Origin of the sequence: Nannocystis exedens (assembly GCF_002343915.1) — a bacterium.
GTDB lineage: Bacteria > Myxococcota_A > Polyangia > Nannocystales > Nannocystaceae > Nannocystis > Nannocystis exedens.
The window spans coordinates 5,813,672-5,834,597 of record NZ_NETK01000001.1; the positions used below are offsets into that span (position 1 = coordinate 5,813,672).

At 74.6% G+C, this 20,926-nt stretch carries 19 protein-coding genes; 13 read left to right on the forward strand and 6 right to left on the reverse strand.

Features of this window, described 5'->3' with window-relative positions; all coding sequences use genetic code 11:
- Window positions 1-188 precede the first annotated feature (188 nt).
- On the reverse strand, window positions 189-827 hold the full coding sequence (locus NAEX_RS22880; RefSeq protein ID WP_096329598.1) for a glutathione S-transferase family protein: 639 nt from the start codon (window positions 825-827) through the stop codon (window positions 189-191).
- Between the two features lie 383 nt (window positions 828-1,210).
- On the opposite strand from NAEX_RS22880, the gene nudC reads away from it, so the two are divergent.
- Both nudC and NAEX_RS22895 read left to right on the forward strand, forming a co-directional pair.
- Window positions 1,211-2,176 (forward strand): NAD(+) diphosphatase, encoded by a 966-nt coding sequence (gene nudC, locus NAEX_RS22885; RefSeq protein WP_211302460.1) that lies wholly within the window; start codon window positions 1,211-1,213, stop codon window positions 2,174-2,176.
- Window positions 2,177-2,739: 563 nt separating this feature from the next.
- Window positions 2,740-4,011, forward strand: a complete 1,272-nt coding sequence (locus tag NAEX_RS22895) for a phosphatidylethanolamine N-methyltransferase family domain-containing protein (protein ID WP_170135933.1) — start codon at window positions 2,740-2,742, stop codon at window positions 4,009-4,011.
- Window positions 4,012-4,053: 42 nt separating this feature from the next.
- Here NAEX_RS22895 and NAEX_RS22900 read toward each other — a convergent pair whose 3' ends face one another.
- Both NAEX_RS22900 and NAEX_RS22905 read right to left on the reverse strand, forming a co-directional pair.
- Window positions 4,054-5,145 carry an aldo/keto reductase gene (locus tag NAEX_RS22900; protein ID WP_096329602.1) on the reverse strand — a complete coding sequence of 364 codons (1,092 nt, stop codon included), beginning with the start codon at window positions 5,143-5,145 and terminating at the stop codon, window positions 4,054-4,056.
- Window positions 5,146-5,169: 24 nt separating this feature from the next.
- On the reverse strand, window positions 5,170-8,235 hold the full coding sequence (locus NAEX_RS22905; protein WP_096329603.1) for a serine/threonine-protein kinase: 3,066 nt from the start codon (window positions 8,233-8,235) through the stop codon (window positions 5,170-5,172).
- 187 nt (window positions 8,236-8,422) lie between these two features.
- Here NAEX_RS22905 and NAEX_RS22910 point away from each other — a divergent pair, with 187 nt between their 5' ends.
- The 11 genes from NAEX_RS22910 to NAEX_RS22940 all read left to right on the forward strand — a co-directional run bounded on the left by NAEX_RS22910 (window position 8,423) and on the right by NAEX_RS22940 (window position 19,448).
- On the forward strand, window positions 8,423-9,529 hold the full coding sequence (locus tag NAEX_RS22910) for an ADYC domain-containing protein (protein ID WP_096329604.1): 1,107 nt from the start codon (window positions 8,423-8,425) through the stop codon (window positions 9,527-9,529).
- Between the two features lie 243 nt (window positions 9,530-9,772).
- A complete protein-coding gene (locus NAEX_RS50555; RefSeq protein WP_170135934.1) occupies window positions 9,773-9,934 on the forward strand; it encodes a hypothetical protein in 162 nt (53 codons plus the stop codon).
- Between the two features lie 258 nt (window positions 9,935-10,192).
- A complete protein-coding gene (locus NAEX_RS50560; RefSeq protein WP_170135935.1) occupies window positions 10,193-10,357 on the forward strand; it encodes a hypothetical protein in 165 nt (54 codons plus the stop codon).
- Window positions 10,358-10,593: 236 nt separating this feature from the next.
- Entirely contained in the window at window positions 10,594-10,767 is a 174-nt protein-coding gene (locus tag NAEX_RS50565; protein ID WP_170135936.1) for a hypothetical protein, read from the forward strand.
- Between the two features lie 271 nt (window positions 10,768-11,038).
- Window positions 11,039-11,206 carry a hypothetical protein gene (locus NAEX_RS50570; RefSeq protein WP_170135937.1) on the forward strand — a complete coding sequence of 56 codons (168 nt, stop codon included), beginning with the start codon at window positions 11,039-11,041 and terminating at the stop codon, window positions 11,204-11,206.
- Window positions 11,207-11,414: 208 nt separating this feature from the next.
- Complete coding sequence (locus NAEX_RS22915) at window positions 11,415-12,374, forward strand: polyprenyl synthetase family protein (RefSeq protein WP_096329605.1); 960 nt, start codon at window positions 11,415-11,417, stop codon at window positions 12,372-12,374.
- 18 nt (window positions 12,375-12,392) lie between these two features.
- Entirely contained in the window at window positions 12,393-13,784 is a 1,392-nt protein-coding gene (locus tag NAEX_RS22920; protein ID WP_096329606.1) for an MBL fold metallo-hydrolase, read from the forward strand.
- On the forward strand, window positions 13,781-14,146 hold the full coding sequence (locus NAEX_RS22925; RefSeq protein WP_096329607.1) for a hypothetical protein: 366 nt from the start codon (window positions 13,781-13,783) through the stop codon (window positions 14,144-14,146). Before NAEX_RS22920 ends, NAEX_RS22925 begins: the two co-directional genes overlap by 4 nt.
- A 1-nt stretch (window position 14,147) precedes the next feature.
- Window positions 14,148-16,550, forward strand: a complete 2,403-nt coding sequence (locus NAEX_RS22930) for a lantibiotic dehydratase (RefSeq protein WP_096329608.1) — start codon at window positions 14,148-14,150, stop codon at window positions 16,548-16,550.
- On the forward strand, window positions 16,537-17,322 hold the full coding sequence (locus NAEX_RS22935; protein WP_256254021.1) for a thiopeptide-type bacteriocin biosynthesis protein: 786 nt from the start codon (window positions 16,537-16,539) through the stop codon (window positions 17,320-17,322). The genes NAEX_RS22930 and NAEX_RS22935 overlap by 14 nt, the downstream gene beginning before the upstream one ends.
- Before the next feature lie 5 nt (window positions 17,323-17,327).
- Entirely contained in the window at window positions 17,328-19,448 is a 2,121-nt protein-coding gene (locus NAEX_RS22940) for a peptidase domain-containing ABC transporter (protein WP_100792774.1), read from the forward strand.
- 21 nt (window positions 19,449-19,469) lie between these two features.
- On the opposite strand, the gene NAEX_RS22945 is transcribed toward NAEX_RS22940, so the two are convergent.
- From NAEX_RS22945 to NAEX_RS22955, 3 genes are all read right to left on the reverse strand, one after another.
- The gene (locus NAEX_RS22945) at window positions 19,470-19,787 is read right to left on the reverse strand and encodes a hypothetical protein (protein WP_096329611.1); all 318 of its coding nucleotides are present in this window, start codon (window positions 19,785-19,787) and stop codon (window positions 19,470-19,472) included.
- 263 nt (window positions 19,788-20,050) lie between these two features.
- Window positions 20,051-20,350 carry a DUF2834 domain-containing protein gene (locus NAEX_RS22950; RefSeq protein ID WP_096329612.1) on the reverse strand — a complete coding sequence of 100 codons (300 nt, stop codon included), beginning with the start codon at window positions 20,348-20,350 and terminating at the stop codon, window positions 20,051-20,053.
- 81 nt (window positions 20,351-20,431) lie between these two features.
- Window positions 20,432-20,731 carry a DUF2834 domain-containing protein gene (locus NAEX_RS22955; RefSeq protein ID WP_096329612.1) on the reverse strand — a complete coding sequence of 100 codons (300 nt, stop codon included), beginning with the start codon at window positions 20,729-20,731 and terminating at the stop codon, window positions 20,432-20,434.
- Window positions 20,732-20,926: the final 195 nt, after the last annotated feature.

Below are 20,926 nucleotides of genomic sequence, written 5' to 3' on the forward strand. Positions count from 1 at the left end.
CAAGCGACTCGTCGGCGCCGCGGCGCGAATCATGGCGCCCGCGCCGAGGTGAATCAAGCGACTCGTCGGCGCGAGTCATGGCAGTCGCGCGGGCCTGCCGGTCTCGCGTGAATCACCGGACTGTCGCGGTGTCGTCCCCGCGACGGTCATGCGACTCGCGCCCGCCGGGCAGGCCGCGGCGCGGCGGCTCACTGGGGCTTCTGTTCCTCGGCCATCATGGCGCAGGCGACGGGGCGCTTGCTGCCGCGCTCCAGCCAGGCGCTCAGGTGGGTGTACTTGGCGCCGTCGACCTTGGCCATCTGCAGGCCCCAGCCGAGCACGCTCCACACGTCGGAGTCGACCAGGGTCCACTTGGCGTGGACGATGTTGCCGACCTCGCCGATGCGGGCGTCGAGGACCTCGAGCGCCTTGTGCAGCTCGACCAGCGAGGTCTCGGCCTGCTTGGCGTTGCGGGCCTCGGGGGGCGCCCAGTCGCCGGCGTTGTGCATGTAGGTGAACAGCGGGGTGCCGAGCGAGACCTGGGCCCAGCACAGCCAGGTGAGCGCCTGCATGTGCTCGCGCGAGCCGAGGGCCGGCCACAGGCCGCGCTCGACGCCGAAGCGCTCGCCCAGGTAGATCTGGATCGCGATCGACTCGAACATCGGCTGGCCGTCGATGACGATCGTCGGGATCTTGCCGTTGGGGTTGAGCTTGAGGAACTCCGGCTTGCGCTGATCCTGGGCCTGCAGGTCGATGAACACCTTCTCGTGGGGGATGTCGAGCTCCGCGAGGGTGAGCTGGACGCGAGAGGCCGAGGACATGGGGTTGTAGTAGAACGTGATCGACATGTGGGGAGTGGCTCCGCGCCCCTTGTACGCGGTATCGCGCGCCGATGCTAGTCTTTTGTTCAGGGGTTGGAAGTCCCCACCTTCCGCGGATGCGGGACCTCTGCGTGGCGTGCGCGGTGGTAATTCGCCGGTCGCGGTGCGGTGAATGCTCGGATGTCCGATGGGACATGTCATGACAATGGCGCCGGCGCTCGCGGGGTCGCCGCGTGGGCGGTCGGCGGGCCGATCGGGGCGGCCGCGCCGCGCCGCGACCGGCGCGGCGCCGGGGCTGCTGGCGCCGCGGTGACGGACGCGGCATGCTGCCCCCCGCCGATGCCCCCGCGTCCACGCCCCAGCCCCGGCCGCGCGCGCTCGCGGCGGCGCGCGCAGGAGAGAGGTTGACCGTGGCCGCCAGCGCCCGCAGCCGCAACAACGTGTTCGCCGCGCTGGCGCTCGACCGCGCGAGCGAGCGCCGCGACGACGAGGGGTGGATCGAGACGCGCAGGGTCGCCGCGACGACGCGGTTCGCGGTGGTCCGGCCCGACGGCAAGGCGCTGGTCGACGCGGCGCGCCGCGGGCTGCGGCTGCTCGCCGAGGCGGAGCGAGCGGCGTGGCTGGCGGCCGCGCCGGTGTGCTACCTCGGCGAGGCCGACGAGGTGGCCCACTTCGCCGTCGCCCACGCCGGCGGCGACGACGAGGACCCGCTGGCGAGCGCGCTCGGCGGGCAATGGATGGACCTGCGCGCGGCCGGGCTGGCGCTGCCGGCCTTCGACGCCGGGCTGTTCGCGTACGCCCGCGGCCTGCTGCACTGGCAGACCAGGGCCCGCTTCTGCGGCGCCTGCGGGTCGCCGACGATCTTCGTGTCGGCCGGTCACAAGGCCCGCTGCACCGACCCGGCCTGCGGCATCGTCCACTTCCCCCGCACCGACCCGGCGATCATCGTCATCGTCGGCTGGCGCGACGCCTGCCTGCTCGGCCGCCAGGCGAGCTGGCCGGCGAACCGCTGGTCGACGCTGGCCGGCTTCGTCGAGCCGGGCGAGACGCTCGAGGACGCGGTCCGCCGCGAGGTGTTCGAGGAGAGCGGGGTGGTGGTCGCGGAGTGCGACTACCACTCGTCACAACCATGGCCGTTCCCGGCGTCGCTGATGCTCGGCTTCACCGCCGAGGCCCAGGGCCCGGAGCTCCGCGTCGGCCCGGAGCTCGAGGCCGCCCGGTGGTTCACCGTCGACGAGATCGTCCGCTCGCTCGCCGACGGCTCGCTGGTGTTCCCGCCGCCGCTGTCGGTGTCGTTCCGCCTGATCGAGCACTGGCTGCGCGAGACGGCCGGGCTCGAGCTGACGGCGCTGGCCCGCGGCCGCGGCTGGAGCTGAGATGCTCCTGGGGACAGGTCACGAAGGACATGCTCGATAGAGCATGTCCCGAGGGCTGTGCGGTGAAGGGCGCGGCGGAGCACGGCGAAGCGAGCGAGTCGGGCCAGGACGGCGCGTCCGCCCCGGTGGCGCCGCGCCAGGGGCCCGGGGGTTCGCTCGTGGGCCCGCTCGCGGATGACGGCGCTCGGCGACCCGCCCGGGTGCGGCTCGACGGCGAGGGGACGGGACGGCTGCGCAAGCTCGCCGTCACGGCCGGTCGGCTGGCGGACGGCCGCGAGCGGCGCGGTCGAAGCGACGACCACGCGTGAGCACGCAGCGATCCGGCGTGCAGCCGCGCGATTCGCGGGCGTCGGGTCAGGAGATCACCCCGGCGTGGGCCTCGTGCTCGGGATCACCACGCGTTGCGCAGGTCGTCCGGCAGGGACGAGCGAGAGGGTGCGCGACGAGGCGGCACGGGGGCGGCCCGGCGACGCTCGTCGTCGCGGCTCCGGGCGAGCATGCTCTCGCGCCGGGAGTTCGCCCGGCCTGGAGATCCGCGCCGCCGGCCACTATCGTCGCTGCCGATGACGACCGGCCATTCGGAGCCCGCGCACGACAAGACCCGACCCGATCAATTCGGCGGCCCCTGGGGGGCGCTGCTTCTGACGATCGTCATGCCGACGGTCACGTTCTACCTGTGGTCGGCGGTGGCGCAGCACGGCGGCTCGCTGTGGCTGCCGCGCTCGACCACCGAGCTGTCGGCGATGATCCCCGCGCCGACGTGGGAGGCCGCGGCGATGTTCGCCGCCTGGCTCGGGCTGCAGGCGCTGCTCTACGTGGTCGTGCCGGCGAAGGTGGTGCATGGGCGGCCGGCCGCGGGCGGCGAGCGGGCCGAGTACCGCCTCAACGGGCTGGTCGCGTTCGGCTTGACGGCGGGGCTCCTGGTCCTCGGGATCGCCGCCGACGTCGTGTCGCCGACCGCCGTGCTGGCGCAGCTCGGGCCGCTGCTGACGATCTCGGTCCTGTTCGCCGTCGGCGCCGCCGCCCTGACCTACGTCGCCGGCCGTCGCCGCGCGCACCTCGAGCGCAGCACCGGCAACGTCGTCTACGACTTCTACATGGGCGCGATCCAGAACCCGCGGATCGGTCGCCACGACCTCAAGTTCTTCTTCGAGTCGCGGATCGGCATGGGCACGTGGGGCGCCTTCGCCATCCTGATGCCCGCGGCCGAGCTGCAGCAGCACGGCGAGCTGTCGACGGCGATGCTGGTCGTCAGCCTGTGCCAGCTGTTCTACATCTTCGAGTTCTTCGTGTTCGAGTCGGCGCTGCTGTCGACGATCGACATCATCGAGGAGAACCTCGGCTTCATGCTGTGGTTCGCGTTCCTCGCGTGGATGCCGTTCAACTTCACGCTGCAGCAGCAGTACGTGCTCGAGGCGCGGCCCGAGCTGCCGACCCTCGCGGCGGCCGCGATCATCGTCATGAACTTCGCCGGCTACTACGTGTTCCGCAGCTCGAACCTGCAGAAGACGCGGTTCCGCAGCGACCCGACGCGCCCGATCTGGGGCGAGATCCCCGTCGCCATGGACACCGCCCGCGGCACCAAGCTGCTGCTGTCGGGCTGGTGGGGCCTCGCGCGCCACGCCAACTACCTCGGCGACCTGACGATGGCGCTGGCGTGGTGCCTCGCGTGCGGCGTCGGCAGCGTCGTGCCGTACTTCTACTTCATCTACTTCGCGCCGCTGCTGCTCAACCGCGAGCGCCGCGACCACGCGATGTGCCAGCGCAAGTACGGCGCCGACTGGGACCGCTACTGCGAGAAGGTGCCGTACCGCATCATCCCGTTCGTGTACTGACGCGGCGGCGACGATGCGGCCTGGGCCGCGGCGGCGCGGCGATCAGCGCGGCCAGTACCAGGCGGGGGCGGCCTGCACGGTGGTGCCGCCGGTGAGCATGCCGCGCATCCCCGGCGAGAAGAAGTGATAGGGGTGGACGGTCTCGGGCCGGCTGACGGCCTCGAGGCGCGCGGCGAGCTCGGCGGGGATCGTGAACTCGAGCGCCTTGAGGTTGTCGTCGAGCTGCGCGGGCTTGGTCGCGCCGATGATCGTCGAGGTGACGCCCGGGCGGGTCGTGACCCAGTTGAGCGCGACCTGGGCGGGCGGGCGCCCGAGCTCGCGCGCGACCTCGACGAGGACGTCGACGATCTGCCAGTTGCGCTCGGAGATCAGCTTCTCGAAGGCCGGGTTGCCGCTGGCCTGCATCATCACCAGGCGGCCCTCGCCCTCCGCGCGGGTGCCGGCGCGGCCGTACTTGCCGGTCAGCATGCCGCTGCCGAGCGGGCTCCACGGGCACAGGCCGAGGCCCAGCGCCAGCGCGGCGGGGATGTGCTCGCGCTCGATGTTGCGCTCGACCAGCGAGTACTCGAGCTGCAGCCCGGCCAGCCGCTCGCTGCCGCGGAGCTCGGCGATCGTCTGGGCGCGCGCGAGGTACCACGCGGGCACGTCGGACAGGCCGATGTAGCGGACCTTGCCGGCGCGCACGAGGTCGTCGAGCGTCGACATGACCTCCTCGACCGGGGTGAGGCCGTCCCACGCGTGCAGCCAGTAGAGGTCGACGTAGTCGGTCTGCAGGCGCCGCAGCGAGGCGTCGAGGGCCCGGCGGATGTGCTTGCGCGAGTTGCCGCCGGCGTTGGGGTCGCCCGGCTGGACGCTGAAGGAGAACTTGGTGGCGAGCACGACCTGCTCGCGGCGCCCGCTCTCCGCGAGGTACTCGCCGATCAGCTTCTCGCTGGTGCCGCCGGTGTAGCCGTCGGCGGTGTCGATGAAGTTGCCGCCGGCGTCGAGGTAGCGGGCGATCAGCTCGAACACGGTGTCGCGCGGCGAGCCGAAGCCCCACTCGGTGCCGAAGGTCATGGTGCCGAGGCACAGCGGGCTGACGCGCAGGCCGCTGCGGCCGAGGAGGGAGTAGGACGCGAGGGACGGGATCGACATGCGGCGGAGGATACGCGCCGGCGGTCACGGACCTGACACGGATGTCGGGTGTCCGTCGAGCCAGGTCGCGACGCGGGCGACGTCGGCTGCGCGCGACTTGGCGCGGAACGCCGCGAGCGCCTGCTCGGCGAGGTCCCGGGCCTCGGCGGGGGCGACGGGCACGTCGTCGGCGAGGGCCCGCGCGTGGGCGAAGCGGGCGCGGGCCGCGGGGAGGTGGTCGGGCTCGGAGACGGCGTCGTAGATCGCCAGCGCCTGCGCGGCGACGCCGGCGGCCTCGGCGAAGCGGCCGCGCGCGAGCGCCAGCTCGGCCTGCGCGACCAAATTGCCGGCGAGCAGGAGGCTGCGCGGCGGGGCGAGGCGCTCGAGCTCGGCGAACGCGGCGCGCAGGTCCTGCTCGGCCTCGTCGAGGCGGCCGAGCTCCGTGCGCAGCTCGCCGAGCAGCGTCGTGATCTCGGCGGCGTCGAGGGCCTGTCCGGCGCCGGTCAGCGCGGCCTGGATCTGCTCGAGCGGCGCGACGGCCTCGGCGGTGCGGCCGAGCGCGACGAGCGAGCGGGCGTACGCGAACCGGAGGGCGTGCAGCCGCGGGTCCGGCGGCTCGGGGGCGGCGGGCAGGCGCGCCAGGGCTCGCCGGTGCGCGGCCTCCATCGCCGCGCCGTCGCCCTCGGCCGCCAGCAGGCGCATGCGCTCGGCCAGCACCGTGTCGTGGGCCTCCGACGTCTCCGGCACGGCCGCGAGCGCCTGCTCGAGGTGCGCGCGCGCGTCCGCCAGCCGGCCCTCGTCGATCTCGATCATGCCGAGGTCGCGCAGGATCGTCCCGCGCAGCGGATTGTTCGTCCCGCGATCGAAGCGCTGCTCGAGCTGCCCCAGCCGCGCCAGCGCCTGCCGCGGTCGCCCCAGCCGCCGCTCGCTGTCGGCGAGCATCCACGCGTGGCGCAGGTGGGCGCCGTGGTACGGCCCGAGCAGCGCCTCCGAGACGGCGACGGCGCGGCCGTAGATCGCCGCCATGTCTTCGTCGCGGCGCTCGCTGCGGGCCAGCCAGCCGAGGTTCGCCAGGGTGTCGAGGCCGCGCAGCGTCTCGCTGCGGCCGTGGCGGTCGCGCAGGGCGACGGCCTCCTCCCAGCGGCGGCGGGCGAGCGGCGCTTCGGAGGTCACGGCGTGGACGACCCCGAGGTTGGTGAGGAACTCGGCGTACAGGTCGACGTCGTGCTCGACGCGGTGGTTGAGCGCGGTCGCCAGCGGCACCGCGGCGCGCGCCTGCTGCGGCTGGTTCAGCGGCACCGCGCGCAGGTAGAGCTGCTTCGAGCCGGCGGCCGCGGCCACGAGGGCGTGGCGGGAGCCGATCGCCGTCAGCATCGCCTCGGTGAATTGGTGCTCGGCCGCCGGGTGGTCGCCGGCCGCCATCGCCAGGCTGCCGGCGCGCAGCAGCGCCTCGGCGCGCAGCGGCTCGTAGGCGAGGGCGTCGCCGTCCGCGAGGACCTCGTCGACGAGGGCGCGGCCGAGCGGGTACTGCCCGGCGTCCTCGCGGACCTTCGCGCGCGCGAGGGTCTCGCGGTGGGCCTGGACGCGCAGGCGCAGCCGCGGGTCCTTGGGCGGCGGGAGCTGCTGGGCGTCGGCGCAGCGGGCCGGCGGCGGCAGCTCGGCGAGCGCCTCGACGGCGCTGTCGAGGCTCGCGGCGTCGACCTGCGTGAGCGCGGCGGCGAGGGCGTCGAGGCCGGCGCGCCGCTGGTCGAGGCAGGCGGTGCGGAGCTCGAACAATTGCGTCGATTGTCGCGCCTCGGCGTGCGCGCGGCAGGTCTCGTTGCGCATCTCGACCCATGACGCGGCGTAGCGGTCGAGCCGCGGCAACACGGCGGCGAGCGCCGCCTCGGCCGCGGGCGTGCGCAGGGCGGTCAGCGCCGCGCGGACGTCGCCCGCCCGCGCCGCGTCCCACACGCCCGCGAGCTCGGCCTCGGCGTCGGGGCACACCTGCACCGCGGGGTCGCCCCGCGCGGCGGCGAAGAAGCCGGCGAACGCGGTGACGCCGGCGGTGACCACGAGCGCGGCGGCGCGGCGGTAGGTCGCGCCGGGGTCGCGCTCGAGCGCCGACAGCAGCGCCGTCATCGACGGGAAGCGCTCGGCGGGGGCCGGCGACAGGCCGCGGCGGATGGCCCGGAAGATCCGCGCCGGCACCGGCGAGCCGGCCGGCGGCGCGGCGATCCGGCCGCGCAGCACGTCGGCGAGCAGCGTCGACATCGAGGTCGTGTCGAACGGCGAGCGCCGGTAGAGGCACTGATACAGCGAGACGCAGAAGCTGAACTGGTCGCTGGCGGCGGTCGACGCCTCGCCGCGGTGGGCCTCGGGGGACATGTACGCGGGCGTGCCGAGGACCACGCCGGTGCGCGTGAGCGGGGCCAGGGCCGAGGTGCCCTGGGCGATGTGCCGCGGCAGGTCGGGCTCGCCGGGGGCGCTGTCGTCGGCCGCGCGCGCGAGCCCGAAGTCGAGCACCTTGACCGCGCCGTCCTCGCCGACCATCACGTTGGCGGGCTTGAAGTCGCGGTGGATGAGGCCCGCGCGGTGGGCCGCCTCGAGCCCGCGGCCGGCGCGGACGAAGGTGGCGACGACCTCGCGCCACGGCCGCTCCTCCTGCGCCCACGCGTCGAGGCTCGTGCCGCGGACGAACTCCATCGCCACGAACACCTGGCCGTTGTCCTGCCCGACCTCGTGGACGGTGACGATGTTGGGGTGGGACAGGCGGGCCATCGCCTGCGCCTCGCGCATCAGTCGGCCGCGCGACAGGGTCACGTCGCGCACCGACTCGCCGAGCAGCACCTTGACCGCGATCTTGCGGTCGAGGAGGTCGTCGTATGCGGCGTACACCACGCCCATGCCGCCGCGGCCGATGAGCCCGAGGATCTGGAAGCGCCCGATCTGCACCGGCGTCGCGCGGCGCGGGAACAGGGCCCGCTTCACCAGCTGCTTGTCGATCGGGTCGTCGACCTTCTTCAGCGACTCCATCGCCCGCGGCACGGTGTCGCCCTCGCCGCGCACCGACACGGGCGTGCGCTCGACGCTGCGCTCCGGCCCGCCGGGGGTGAACTCGTCGCTCTCCATCCGCGAGGTAGTGTCTCCGAACTCGCGATCAATTTTGCCGGTTCGCGGACCCGTAGCGCGCGTTGCAGGTCACATGTGCGAGATCGCGCGATGCTCGCGGTCCGCCCGACAGCGGCCGAGAAATTGCCGCGGGGGAAATTGTTCGGCGCCGGTCGGTCACCAGCCCCTCCGTAGTTCGGGCACTGCGATGCGTAACTCGACCGGCGCGCTGTTCTTCTTCGCTTCCAGCCTCTCCGTCGCGGTCGGCTGCGACGACGAGGTCCACGCCGGCGCCGGCGACGGCGACGGCGTGCCGCGCTGTCCCGCGACGGGTTGCGCGGGCGGCCTCCTCGGCAACACCGCGCGGATCGGCGGCCACCCGCTGTCGAACCTGTCGGAGACGCTGCGCGAGCCGGCGGCCAACGACACCGCGGACGTGCGGATCGAGGGCGGCACGGCCGAGCACCTCGGGTCGACGCTGGCGATCACCGAGATCGACGTCGAGGCCGACGGCGAGCTGCGGCTCAAGCTCGGCGCGGCCGGGTGGATCGGCGGGACGGCGGTCGAGGGCGCGACGTTCTCGATCACCGTCGACCCGCTGAGCGGCGACCCGACCTTCGCCGCGGAGCTGAAGGTCGGCGGCGCGTGGTGCTCGCCGGGCGAGTACGACCCGACGCTGACGATCTGCCGCTACGAGTTCGTGACCAACGTGGTCCCGCACGACCCGCAGCGGTACCCCGAGAGCGAGGAGCTGGCCGGCTACTACCACACCTGCCCGAACGAGGACGAGGGCGGGGCGCTCGGCGACACCTACGAGTTCAGCGCGGTGCTGAGCCCGAACGTGTCCGTGTTCGCGAGCGCGAGCCTCGGGCCGTACATCACCGACGCGCCGGGCCGCTTCATCCACGGCTGCATCAACGGCGCGGTGGCGAAGGGTCAGTTCCACCTCAACGCGTTCTACGACCCGACCGCCTACCGCGGGCTGCAGGTCACCCAGCGCACGGCGATGCTGCGGGCGTGGCTGGCGTGGTTCGCCGGCGAGCCGCGGACCGTGCCCGGCAAGCAGGTCGCGCTGCACGACCCGCTCGGCGGGCTGTTCACCTGGCCCGCCGACCCCACGTGGGTGCTCGAGGCCGGCTACGGGGCCTCCGGCGCGCGCTGCCGCGGTGGTTCGCCGGCCACGGGCGTGCACCGCCATCACCTCGATCCGGTGCAGAGCCTGCCCGGCTGGTCGACGCTGCCGCCCTGCACCACGGCCGACTACGCCGGCTCCGGCGCGGTGCTCGGGGTCGCGGTGCCGGGCGACCTGTGGTGATCGCCCCACGGAGGAATGATGGCACTTCGAAGGCCGCGGGCGCACATGTCCGCGGCCCTCGTCGCGCCGGTTCTCCGGCGATTCGCGTATCTGCCCCTGTCCTACCGCGCGCATGCTTCGAGAACATGCATCGATTCGGTTAACCCGATCGGCGGGGCGGCGACACTACCCGAGTGCCGAGGGACGACGACGCGACCCGGAATGAATTGAGGCGCAGCGTCCACCGGCGAGAGAGAGCACACCATGCAGAAGAACATCCTCGACACCGACACCCGCGACAACGAGCTCACCCTGGTCGACCTCGACGACCTGCGCGCCGCCTTCGGCGGCGAGGCCGCCGCCCCCGCCTCCACCGAGGCGGCCGCCGTGCCCCCGCCGAAGACCATCATGTGCCCGAGCTGGTGAGCCGGTCGCAATCCCCATTCCTTCCCCCACCCCGGGCCAGGACGCACCCCCCCCCGCGTCCTGGCCCTTTTTGCGTTTCTCGCCGCGCGCGCCGCCCGCGAGAAATTTACGTGGCGCGCCGCACAATGTGCATTGTGTCGCGACCTGCAGCGAACGGTCGATCGATCGCCGCTCCGGCGACGCGAACCGCGGGCCGAGGGGCGACGGGAGCGACGGGACGACCCCGCGCAGCGCCCACCGGCGCGAAAGCGAGACAACATGCAGAAGAACACCCTCAAGGACGACGAGACCCGCGACGACGAGCTCACCCTGGTCGACCTCGACGACCTGCGCGCCGCTTTCGCCGGCGAGGCTGCGGTCGCAGGCGCGCCCGCGGAGGCCGCCGCGCAGCCGACGCGGACCCTCATGTGCCCGAGCTGGTGAGCCGATCGCACAGAAGACCCCCCGGGGCCAGGACACGCGCGTCCTGGCCCTTTTTGCGTGTTCGCCGGTCACGCCGCGGGCCCGGTGTCGGACAATGTGCAATGGGCATCACCCACGAATTATTTTTACTGCGAGGGTGATCGATCGGGAAAAAGGCGCCTCTACCTGGGTGCCGTGGGACGACGACCCGGGATGAGCCCGGGCGCAGGGTCCGGCGGCGAGAAAGCGAGACCATCATGGACAAGAACACCCAGAACCTCATCGACACCCGCGACAACGAGCTCACCCTGGTCGACCTCGACGACCTGCGGGCCGCCTTCGGCGGCGAGGCGGCCGGCGCCGGCGCCGGCGCGCCGCAGACGGGCATCGAGCCGGTCCCCGGCAAGACGATCATGTGCCCGAGCTGGTGAGCCGCCCGCACAGGGCCCCCACGCGGCCAGGACGCGCTGTCGCGTCCTGGCCGCGTTTTCGCCCGTCTGGGAGCGGACCTCTGCGAGGCCGTGAGAGTGTCCGCGCGCGCCGGATCAATTGCCCCCGCGACATGCGATAGCGCCGGTGTCATCGGTACGAAAGGCTTAATCAGTCGAGCGGGTCGGCGACACTACCCCCAGCGTCGAGGGACGACGGAAGCGGCCCGGATGAACCGAGGCGCAGCGTCCACCGACACGGAAGGCCAACACCATGGACAAGCACGACCTCATCCTCGCCTCGGACCTCCCCCCCCACGACCTCGAGCTGGTCGACCTCGACGACCTGCGGGCCGCGTTCGGCGGCCAGGGCGACCTCCACGGCGCCCCCGAGGCGGCCGCCGTGCCGCCCCCGAAGACCGTCATGTGCCCGAGCTGGTGAGCTCGACCTCCGCGCGGGGGGCCGGTCGCCCCGAAACCCGGCCCTCCGCGCGCATTCGCTGGATCGCTGGCCTTATTTTCCAGCGATCCGATCGCCCCCGCGATCCCGCTGCCCCTCCGACTATCCGCTATTCCGTATCGCATATCCTTCGCCTCATGGCATATCGCTTTTTGGCCTACCCTGAACTCTACCGATTTGGATCGCCGCCATGCATGAAACGCTCGCCATCGCCGTCACCGCCGCGCACCGCAAGTGCGACGACGTCGTCCGCGACCCGCTGCTCGACGGAGCGCAGAGCGAGCTGCTGCTGGCGTTCTTCGCCCGGGCGCGGGCCCGCAAGGCCAGCTTGATGGCCGACCCCGCGGCCCTGCCGCTGCTCGTCGGGATGGCCGAGTGCGGCCGGGGCAACGTCGACCTCGCGGCCGGATGCACCCTTTATTATATGGCGCTCCGGCTGTTCGACGACGTCTCCGACCACGACCTCGTGGCCCCGTGGGACCCCCAGCGCGCGCCGGTGGCCGACAACGCCGCGCTCGCGCTGCACATGGTCGCCGTCGACACGATCGCCGCGGCGGTCCCGGCCGGTAGGGCCGAGGCCGCGCGGCTGTCGCTGCGGCGCCACTCGCTGCGGGCGGTCGCGGCCCAGCACCGCGACCTCTCCGGCACGATCGCCGGCGACGAGGCCGGCGTCCGCGCCCACAACGCCGACAAGTCGTCGGTGTTCGCGCTGTCGGCCGAGCTGGCGGCGATCGCCGCCGGCTGCGAGCCCGAGCGCGTCGCCGCGTACTGCCGGATCGGCGAGGCGACGGCGGAGATCCGCCAGATCGCCAACGACCTCCACGACCTGTTCGGCAAGCCGCACAGCCGCGACCTCGAGCGCGACGTGGTCAGCTTCCCGCTGGCCTGCTTCGCCGCCCGCGCCAGCGCGGCCGAGCGCGCCGAGCTGCAGCGCCTGCGCGCCGAGCTGCCCGGCAGCCTCGACGCGATCCGCAAGCTGCTCCTCGCCGGCCCGGCGGTGCGCGCCAGCGCGGCGGCGATGGAGGCCGCGCGGCGGTCGATCCACGCCGAGATCGCGGCGCTGTTCCCCGCCGGCTCGCTGCTCGACCTCCACGGCGAGTTCGTCGACGCGGTGGCCGCCGAGCTGTACCGCCGGCCGCGCGCCGCCTGACCTTTGGAGCATGTCTTTATGACCATGAACCACATGCGCCTGCGCGACGAGGTCGGCCTGCAGGTCCGCTACGCCGACCAGACCCGCTACGGCAGCGGCGTGACCGGCCTCGCCGACGCGCTGGTGGCCCGCACCTGCGCCCCGCTGATCGCGCTGGCCCGGCGCGAGGGCCCCGCCCGCCTGGTCGAGCGCAGCGCCGAGTTCATGCCGCGGATCTTCGCCGCCCAGGCGCTCGGCGGGCTGTACAGCGCGCCCGACGTGCTGCGCGAGGAGTGCCTCTACCCGGAGGCGGCGCGCGTGACCCCGGCGGCGCTGATCGTGCGCGGGCTCGGCCCGGCGGGCGACGGCTCGCTGGCGCTGCCGCTGCACGGCGCGGCCGCCGAGCTGGCGGAGGTCGTCGCCGCGCTCGACCGCGGCTGCGCCCGCCCGCTCGGCGGCCTCGGGGCCCGGATGTGGGACGCCCTGCTCGACGCCGGCGCCCTGACCCGAGAGACAGGTGACGACCGGGCGCTGGCCGACGGCGTCACCGCGGTCGGGCACGCCACGGTCGCGGTGCAGCACGCAGGCATGCGCCTCGTGGTCGACCCGTTCGCGGTCCCGCCGCTGCCGGGCGACGGGCAGCGGCCGCTGTCCTGCCGGGCGCTGCGGCCCGACCTCGTGCTCGTCACCCACGGCCACCCCGACCACTTCGACCTGCACGCGCTGCTGCGCTTCGGCGCCGACACGCCGATCGTGGTGCCGGCGGTCGCGCGCGAGTCGCTGCTGAGCGTCGACATGGCGCTGCGCCTGCGCGAGCTCGGCTTCCGCCGGGTGATCGCGCTGCGCTGGCACGACTCGGTCCAGGTCGGGCCGTTCCGCGTGGTCGTGCTGCCGTTCTACGGCGAGCAGCCGACCTCGGGCGAGTTCCTCCACCCCGAGGCGCGCAACCTCGGCAACACCTATTTGATCGAGGTCGCGGGCCGGCGCCTCGCCTGCATCGCCGACGCCGGCGCCGACGCGGCCGGCGACACGATCGCCATGGCCGGCGCGGCCGCCCGGCGGCACGGCCCGCTCGACGTGCTGTTCGGGGGCTACCGCGCGTGGCGCCTGCACCCGATCGAGCTGCTCGGCACCTCGGTGGCGCGCTACCTGCTGCAGGTCCCGCGCGCGCAGTGGTCGACCCGCCAGCAGCTCATGCACGACGCCGACGACCTGATCGCCGCGGCCCGGGCCTGGCGAGCGCGCACGGTGGTGCCCTACGCCAACGGCGGGGCGCCGTGGTTCGCCCGCCTCGGCCTCGGCCCGCACGGCGACGACGACCCGAGCTTCGACCCCGACCTCGCCACCGTGACGCAGGCGGCCGCCCGCGTGGCGAACGCCCCCGCGGTCCGCCCGCTGCGCCCCGGCGAGCGCATGGAGCTGCTGGCATGAACTTCCACGACGAAAACTTCTTGCCCGGCGGCGAGACCCTGGCCGGCGCGCGCAAGCGGGTGCTGGTCGGCGTGCTCGCCGAGCGCGAGCTGGCCCGCCAGAACCTCGAGCTGCCCGCCGAGCGGGTGCAGGAGGTCGCGCGGTGGTTCCGCGCCCGCTTCGACCTGACCACGCGCGCCCGCACCGAGGCGTTCCTGGCCCACGCCGGGCTGACGCCCGAGCGCTTCACCGCGCAGATGCGCGAGCTGGCGACCCTCGACGCGATCGAGCGCCAATTCGTCGCCACCATCGACGCCCGCCTGCCCGACCACCGGCGCCTCTTGACGATCCGCGACTTCCTGCTGCGCCAGGAGGAGCGCTGACATGCGCGCCCCCGAGGTCGCGCTGTGCCCGGCGGCGGTGGTCCGGGTGGCCGCGTTCCCGCTCGGCCGCGTGCAGGCGCTGGCCGAGCCCGAGCTGGCGGCGCGCGCCCGCGCGGCTGACCCATGGGACATGTCCTCGTGGACATCCTACTGCGAGGCCTACGCGGCGGCGATCGAGCGCAGCCGCGGCCGCCTGTGGGCGAGCACGGCCGACGACCCGGCGTTCATGCGGGCGCTGACGCTGGGCAACCCGGAGCTGGCCGCGAGCGCGGCGAGCACCGTGCGGTCGCCGCGGAACAAGCGGGTGCGCCACCGCGAGACGTCGCTGTACCGCCACCTCGCCCGCGCGGTCGCCCGGCCCGAGCCGAACGGGATGTGGGCCGGCGTGGCGCTGGCGCGGGTGGGCGAGGGCGAGGGCGTGTCGTGCCGGCCGGCGACCCCGCGCTGCGCCTTCGCCCCCGACCTCGCGCCGTTCGTCGCCATGTTCGCCGCCCTGGCCGCGCGCCCCGAGGTCCAGGCCCGGGCCCGCTACAAGCTCAACCCGACGATCCGCGTCGACGCCGGCGGCGCGGCGTTCCGCCTGCCCGGCGACGCGGCGCTGCGGCGGGTCGCGCCGGCGCCGGCGCTGATGCGGGCGATCGCCGCGCTGCGGGCCGCGGCGCCGACCTTCACCCGCGACGAGGCGGCCGACGTGCTGGCGGCCGCCAATTTCCCGGCGCCGGCGCGCGTCGAGGTGGTCGACCTCCTGGTCGCCCAGGGCGTGCTGGTCGGCGGGCTGCGCTTCCCGGCCCGCTTCACCTCGCCGTGGGACGCGCTCGAGCAGGCCGCACGCGCGCTCTCGCCCGCCGACGCCGCGGCCTGGCGCGCCGCCGCGCTCGACCTGCGGGCCCAGTGCGAGGCGCTGGGCGAGAGCGCGCCGACCATGGCGCCGGCCGCCCTGGCGTCGGCGCTGGCGGCCGCGGGGGCGCGCGTCGGCGCGCTCGCGTCGGCGCTCGGGCTGGGGGAGATCGAGCGCCCGCGGGTGGCCCTGCGCTGCGACACGACGGCGCCGCTCGACATCGCGCTCGGCCGCGACCTGGCGGCGACGATCGCCGCGACCGCGGCCGAACTGACCGGCTTCACCGCCCACCTCGGCATGGGCGGCGCGCTCGGGCCGGCGCTGGTCGACCGCTGGCTCGGCGCCGCCGGCCGCGACCTGGCCGGCTTCGAGCCGCCGCCGCTGCTGCGCGACCAGGTCACGCTGGCCACCTGGGAGGGCCTGGGCGAGGAGCTCGGCCCCGAGCTGGCGGCCCGCGCCGCGGCCTGGGCCGAGCGGCTGACGACCTGCGAGGGCGACGAGCTGGTGACCCCGGCCCCGCCGGCCGGCGGCGGCGACACGCCGATGGGCTGCCTGCTGTTCACGATCGGCCGGGCGAGCGGGGCGGCGAGGGGAGGCGTGGCGGTCCAGGCCGACGCGAGCCACGCGGCCGTCTCTTCTGCCGGCGGTCCCGCGTCGCTCGGCCAGGCGGGCGCGCGCATCGACGCCGGGCGGCTGGTGCTGCGCGGGCTCGTGCGCGACGCGACGCCGGCGTTCGCCCGCTGCGCCGCGCTGCTCGAGCCCGAGGGCGGGCCGGTCACGCGGTGGCTCTGCGAGCAGTACGCGCGCGTCGCCGAGGTCACCGGCGTCGACCAGGCCGCGCTGGGCTTCGCCCACGCCTGTCCCAACGTACAGGCGAGCCCGCGCTTCGTCCCGCACCTCGTCGACCTCTGGGCCGCCGACGGCGAGGCCGTCGACCTGCGCGGCGCCCGGGTCGAGCGCGACGCGCGGACGGGCGCGCCGGTGTGCCGGGTGCCCGGGCGGGCGCGGGCGGTGGCGATCCACGGCTTCACGGCCGCGCAGCCGCCGGACGACCCGTGCCAGTACCTGCTGCTGGTCTCGTCGATGCGCACGCCGCCGCAGATCCCCCGCGGCGACCGGCTCGGCTTCCGCGCCGAGGCCGAGTCGCGGCGGCACAGCCCGCGCGTGCGCCTGCCCGGCGGCGCGGTCGTCCGCACCCGCCGCAGCGTGCTCGTCGGCGACGATTTGAAGCAATGGATCGACGCGGCGCCCGGGCCGGCGCGGTTCGCCGCCTGGCAGCGGCTGGCGGCCGAGCGCGGCTGGCCCGAGCTGGTGCTCGTCCACCGCGACGCCGAGCCGCCGCTCTTGGTCCCGCGCGACGCCCCGCTGGCCGTCGAGGCCATGTCCGAAGGAGCAGGCGGGAGCGCCTGCATCACCGTCGAGGAGTTCATCGATGACGCATGGATCTGCACAGCAACCGGCGAGCGGCACGTCGCCGAGCTCGCCCTGTCCGTGGTGCGCCCCGCGCTGCTCGCCCGGCTCGGCGCCGCGGTGGCTGCAGATCAACGTCTCGCTGACTGCGCGTGACGGCAGCTGGCGGGCGGCCGAGCGGGCGCTGATGCGCCGCCTCGACGCGGTCGAGCCGGCGCTGCGGGCCGCGGGGACCGACTCGCTGTGGTTCGTGCGCAAGCCGCCGGGCCTGCGGATCCGCTGCGGCGGCGATCTCCGCCCCGAGCTCCGACCTGTCCTCGAGGACATTTTGAATGTGTCGCGCGACGCGGGCGACGTCGTCGAGTGGTTCTACAGCGCCTACGAGCCGGAGGTCTACGACCTCGGCGGGCCGGGGGCGACCGCGGCGGCGCACCGCTACTTCGACGCCGACACCCGGCTGTACCTCGCGCGCGAGCGGCTGGTCGCGCTCGGGGCGGTGTCGCTCAGCCCGGCGACGCAGTGCCTGGCGGTGCTGGCCGACCTGTTCGTGCGCACCACCGGCGACCACGGCGAGGCGTGGGACGTGTGGTGCAACCTCGAGCAGCTCTATTCGGGGATCGAGGCGCCGGCGCTGACGCTCGCGCCGGCGTCGCTGGCGGGCCTGCGGCGGCGCGCCGACACGGCCGAGGCGCACCTGCTCGACGCCCACGAGGCCGCCAACCGCGCCTACGCGGCCGAGCTCGACGGGCTCTGGCGGCGCGGCGAGCTGCTGTGGGGCCGGCGGGCGATCTTGCCGGCCGTCGCCGCCTTCGTGTGGAACCGCCACGCGGTGCCCGCCGCCACCATCGCCGCCTGCGTGCGCGCCATGGTGGTCGCCTGCAACCCCAAGCGCGGCCTCGTCGGCCTCGCGCCCGACCCGGTCCGGTGAGCGCCATGTCCGTCGCCGTCCCCTTCATCCCCCAGACCACCGCCGCCGACTGCGGCGCCGCCTGCCTGGCGATGGTGCTCGCATTTTACGGCCGCCGCGTCGGTCGCGACCACGTCCACAGGTCTCTCGGGACAGGTCGCGACGGCGCCTCCGCGCTGGCGGTGCTGCGGGCCGCCGAGCGCTGGGGTTTGGTCGGCCGCGGCGTGCGCCTGCCGGCCGCGGCGGCCTCGCGCCTGGCCCCGGCCAGCGTGCTGCACTGGGAGGGCAAGCACTTCGTCGTGCTCGAGCGGGCCGAGGCCGGGCGGGTGGTGCTGGTCGACCCGGCGCTCGGGCGCCGCGAGCTCGACGCCGACGCGTTCGCCCGCGGCTTCTCGGGGCTCGCGCTCGAGCTGTCCCCGGGGCCAGATTTCACGATGGCCCCGGAGCAGGCGCCGTCGCCGACCTGGCTCGAGCTGCGGCGATCGCTGCGCGGCAGCGGCGTGCTCGGCCGGCTCGCGCTGGCGTCGGGCGGGCTGGTCGCGCTGTCGCTCGCCGGGCCGCTGACGATCTCCCACATCGTCGCGCGCGCCGGCGCCGGCGACCCCGGGCTCGCGGCGTGGGGCCTGGTCGTGCTCGCGTTCGCGGCCGGCCAATACGTCAGCTTCGTCGCCCGCGAGCGGCTGCTGTCGCGCCTGCGCCTGCACCTCGACCGCCGGCTCGCCAGCGGCCTGTTTTCGCACCTGATGCGCCTGCCGTGGAGCTTCTTCGCCGTGCGCCCGAGCAGCGACCTGGCCCTGCGGTTCACCGCGCTCGCGCCGGTGCGCGCGCTGCTGGCCCAGGTCGCGGCGGCGATCCTGACCGACGGCGCGCTGGTCGTGCTCTACCTCGCGGTCCTGTCCTTTTGGTCATGGCCGATGGCGCTGGCGGCGATCGCCCTGTCGCTCGTGCAGGTGCTGGTGGCCATGCGCGCGCGGGCCGTCGGCGAGCGGCTGTCGGCGCGGCAGATCGCCACGCAGGCGCAGGCGCAGGGCTACCAGTGGCGCGCGCTCGCGGCCCTGCCCGCGCTCAAGGCGATGGGCAGCGAGGGCGTCGCGCTGGAGCGCTGGCACGGCCTCCACGCCGAGGCCCACGCCGCCGAGGCCGAGCGCGACCGCCACGGCGCCGGGGTCGACGGCCTGCTGCACGCCCTGCGCGTCGCCACGCCGCTCCTCCTGGTGTGGTTCGGGGCCACCCAGGTCGCGAGCGGCGCGCTCGAGCTCGGGCCGATGCTCGGCAGCACCTACCTGGCGATGAGCTTCCTCGCGCCGATCGGCAGCCTCGTCGCCTCGCTCGGCCGGTTGCCGCAGGTCGCCGGGCACATCGAGCGCATCGACGACGTCCTGCGCGCCGCGCCCGAGGTCGCGCCGGCGGGCGCCCACGCGCCGGCCGCGATCGCCGGGGCCATCGAGCTCACGGACGTCGGCTTCGCCTACGACGACCACAGCCCCGCCGTCGTGCGCGGGGTGAGCCTGTCCCTCCAGCCAGGTGAGCGGCTGTGCCTGGTCGGCCGCAGCGGCGCCGGCAAGTCGAGCCTGGCCGCGCTGCTGCTCGGGCTGGTGCGACCGACCGCGGGGACGATCGCGATCGACGGCGTGCCGCTGGCGCGGCTCGACGCGGGCGCCCTGCGCCGCTGCACCGGCGTCGTCACCCAGGGCGCCGCCCTGCTCGACGGCACGATCCGCGACAACATCGTCGTCGGCGCGCCCGGGGCCGACGGGGTCGACGTGATCGCGGCGGCCCAGATCGCGGCCATCCACGACGACATCCTCGCCATGCCGATGGGCTACGACACCGTGCTGGTCGACGGCGGCGCCAACCTGTCCGGCGGCCAGCGCCAGCGGATCGCCCTCGCGCGCGCGCTGGTGCGGCGGCCGAGCCTGCTCCTGCTCGACGAGGCGACCTCGGCGCTCGACCCCGCGACCGAGGCCGAGGTGCTCGGCAATTTGAAGAACCTCGGCTGCACGACGATCCTCATCGCCCACCGGCCCAGCGTGGCTGCCCTGTGCGACCGCGTGGCGGTGCTCGAGCGCGGGAGGCTCGTCGAGTTCGGCGCGCCCGCCGACCTGCTCGCGCAGGGCGGGGCCTACCGCGCGCTCATGCAGCTGTGAGCGGGGCGCCGGGGCCCGACGTCAGCCGCGGTGGAAGACGAACCCGCAGCACGCCTCGGCGAGCTGCTCGAGCTGCAGCACGGCCTCGAGCTCGCCGCACACCCCGTCCCCCGGGCACTCGCGCTCGAGCGCCTGGCCCGTCCAGCAGGTGCAGGTGTCGCCCTCGCAGGCGATCGACTGCACGGGCTCGCCGGGGCATTCCTGCGAGAGGCCGCAAGTGACCTCCGTGCCGATGCTGGCGGCCAGGTTGCAAGTCGTGTCCGGTTCCGCCGGGTCCGGCGACCAGGCGGCGAGCACGAGCACGAGCGAGCAGACGACGGGCCGGGCATGCGGACGCATGCGGCGAATCTGCACGGGAGCGGGGCGAGGTCGACTCGCGCGGACGAGCAGGCGCCCGGCCGGCGGCCGCAGATCTGCCTCGACGGCGAGCCGCCGGGCGCCCCGACCGTCGAAGTGCGGGGCGTCACGGGTCGGCCCTCGCGCCGGGACGACGGCCGTGCCTCGCTCCGCGCGAGGCCGCCGCAGGGGAGCATGGCCGCGGCTCGCTCGAGCCGGGACGCCCCGCGATGACATGTCCCGAGGGACATGCCGAGAGCCGCGGCTCACGCGGCCTTGAGCGCCCACTCGCGGCGGAGCAGGTAGGCGAGCGGGCCGAGCGAGCCGAACGCCAGCGTGGCGACCAGATAGGGAAGGACGCCGAGGCCGTGCTTGCGGGCGTCGACCAGCATCCAGCCCATGATCATGAAGAGGGCGATGGTGAGGTCGAAGGCGGTGAGGATGCCGGGCCAGGACGACAGGAGGTCGGCGAACATGCCGACGTAGCCGTGGTTGGCGACGACGTAGACGGTCATGGCGAGGAAGTCGAGGGCGACGATGGCGAGGACGATCTGGCGGGTGTTCATACAAATTTCCTTTTCGTGGCGGAGGAGCGGCTGCAGATGGCCGCGGCAGCGACATGTCCCGAAGGACATGCTCTCGACGGCTCACGCGGCCTTGAGCGCCCACTCGCGGCGGAGCAGGTAGGCGAGCGGGCCGAGCGAGCCGAACGCCAGCGTGGCGACCAGATAGGGAAGGACGCCGAGGCCGTGCTTGCGGGCGTCGACCAGCATCCAGCCCATGATCATGAAGAGGGCGATGGTGAGGTCGAAGGCGGTGAGGATGCCGGGCCAGGACGACAGGAGGTCGGCGAACATGCCGACGTAGCCGTGGTTGGCGACGACGTAGACGGTCATGGCGAGGAAGTCGAGGGCGACGATGGCGAGGACGATCTGGCGGGTGTTCATGGCTGATTTCCTTCGTGCCGGACCATGAGCAACCCCCGTGCCAGCGCCCGATCGCCGGCGCGGCGGGGCTCCGGCGGCCGCAGGGCGCGGGCGACGTTGCAGGTCTGCAACACGCGTTGCGGACCCGCATCTTCGGCACGCCTCCGCGAGCGACGAGCGCGTCGATTCGGCTGGCGCGGCCGGGTCGCTCGCGCC

Excerpts from the sequence above, each read along its gene's own strand:
- NAEX_RS22925 (WP_096329607.1), top strand. The coding sequence starts at position 13,781 with ATGAACTTCCACGACGAAAACTTCTTGCCCGGCGGCGAGACCCTGGCC.
- NAEX_RS50555 (WP_170135934.1), top strand. The coding sequence starts at position 9,773 with ATGCAGAAGAACATCCTCGACACCGACACCCGCGACAACGAGCTCACC.
- NAEX_RS22915 (WP_096329605.1), top strand. The coding sequence starts at position 11,415 with ATGCATGAAACGCTCGCCATCGCCGTCACCGCCGCGCACCGCAAGTGC.
- NAEX_RS22895 (WP_170135933.1), top strand. The coding sequence starts at position 2,740 with ATGACGACCGGCCATTCGGAGCCCGCGCACGACAAGACCCGACCCGAT.
- NAEX_RS22940 (WP_100792774.1), top strand. The coding sequence starts at position 17,328 with ATGTCCGTCGCCGTCCCCTTCATCCCCCAGACCACCGCCGCCGACTGC.
- NAEX_RS50565 (WP_170135936.1), top strand. The coding sequence starts at position 10,594 with ATGGACAAGAACACCCAGAACCTCATCGACACCCGCGACAACGAGCTC.
- NAEX_RS22945 (WP_096329611.1), bottom strand. The coding sequence starts at position 19,787 with ATGCGTCCGCATGCCCGGCCCGTCGTCTGCTCGCTCGTGCTCGTGCTC.
- NAEX_RS22930 (WP_096329608.1), top strand. The coding sequence starts at position 14,148 with ATGCGCGCCCCCGAGGTCGCGCTGTGCCCGGCGGCGGTGGTCCGGGTG.
- NAEX_RS22955 (WP_096329612.1), bottom strand. The coding sequence starts at position 20,731 with ATGAACACCCGCCAGATCGTCCTCGCCATCGTCGCCCTCGACTTCCTC.
- NAEX_RS50560 (WP_170135935.1), top strand. The coding sequence starts at position 10,193 with ATGCAGAAGAACACCCTCAAGGACGACGAGACCCGCGACGACGAGCTC.
- NAEX_RS22905 (WP_096329603.1), bottom strand. The coding sequence starts at position 8,235 with ATGGAGAGCGACGAGTTCACCCCCGGCGGGCCGGAGCGCAGCGTCGAG.
- NAEX_RS22950 (WP_096329612.1), bottom strand. The coding sequence starts at position 20,350 with ATGAACACCCGCCAGATCGTCCTCGCCATCGTCGCCCTCGACTTCCTC.
- NAEX_RS22880 (WP_096329598.1), bottom strand. The coding sequence starts at position 827 with ATGTCGATCACGTTCTACTACAACCCCATGTCCTCGGCCTCTCGCGTC.
- NAEX_RS50570 (WP_170135937.1), top strand. The coding sequence starts at position 11,039 with ATGGACAAGCACGACCTCATCCTCGCCTCGGACCTCCCCCCCCACGAC.
- NAEX_RS22910 (WP_096329604.1), top strand. The coding sequence starts at position 8,423 with ATGCGTAACTCGACCGGCGCGCTGTTCTTCTTCGCTTCCAGCCTCTCC.
- NAEX_RS22920 (WP_096329606.1), top strand. The coding sequence starts at position 12,393 with ATGACCATGAACCACATGCGCCTGCGCGACGAGGTCGGCCTGCAGGTC.
- NAEX_RS22900 (WP_096329602.1), bottom strand. The coding sequence starts at position 5,145 with ATGTCGATCCCGTCCCTCGCGTCCTACTCCCTCCTCGGCCGCAGCGGC.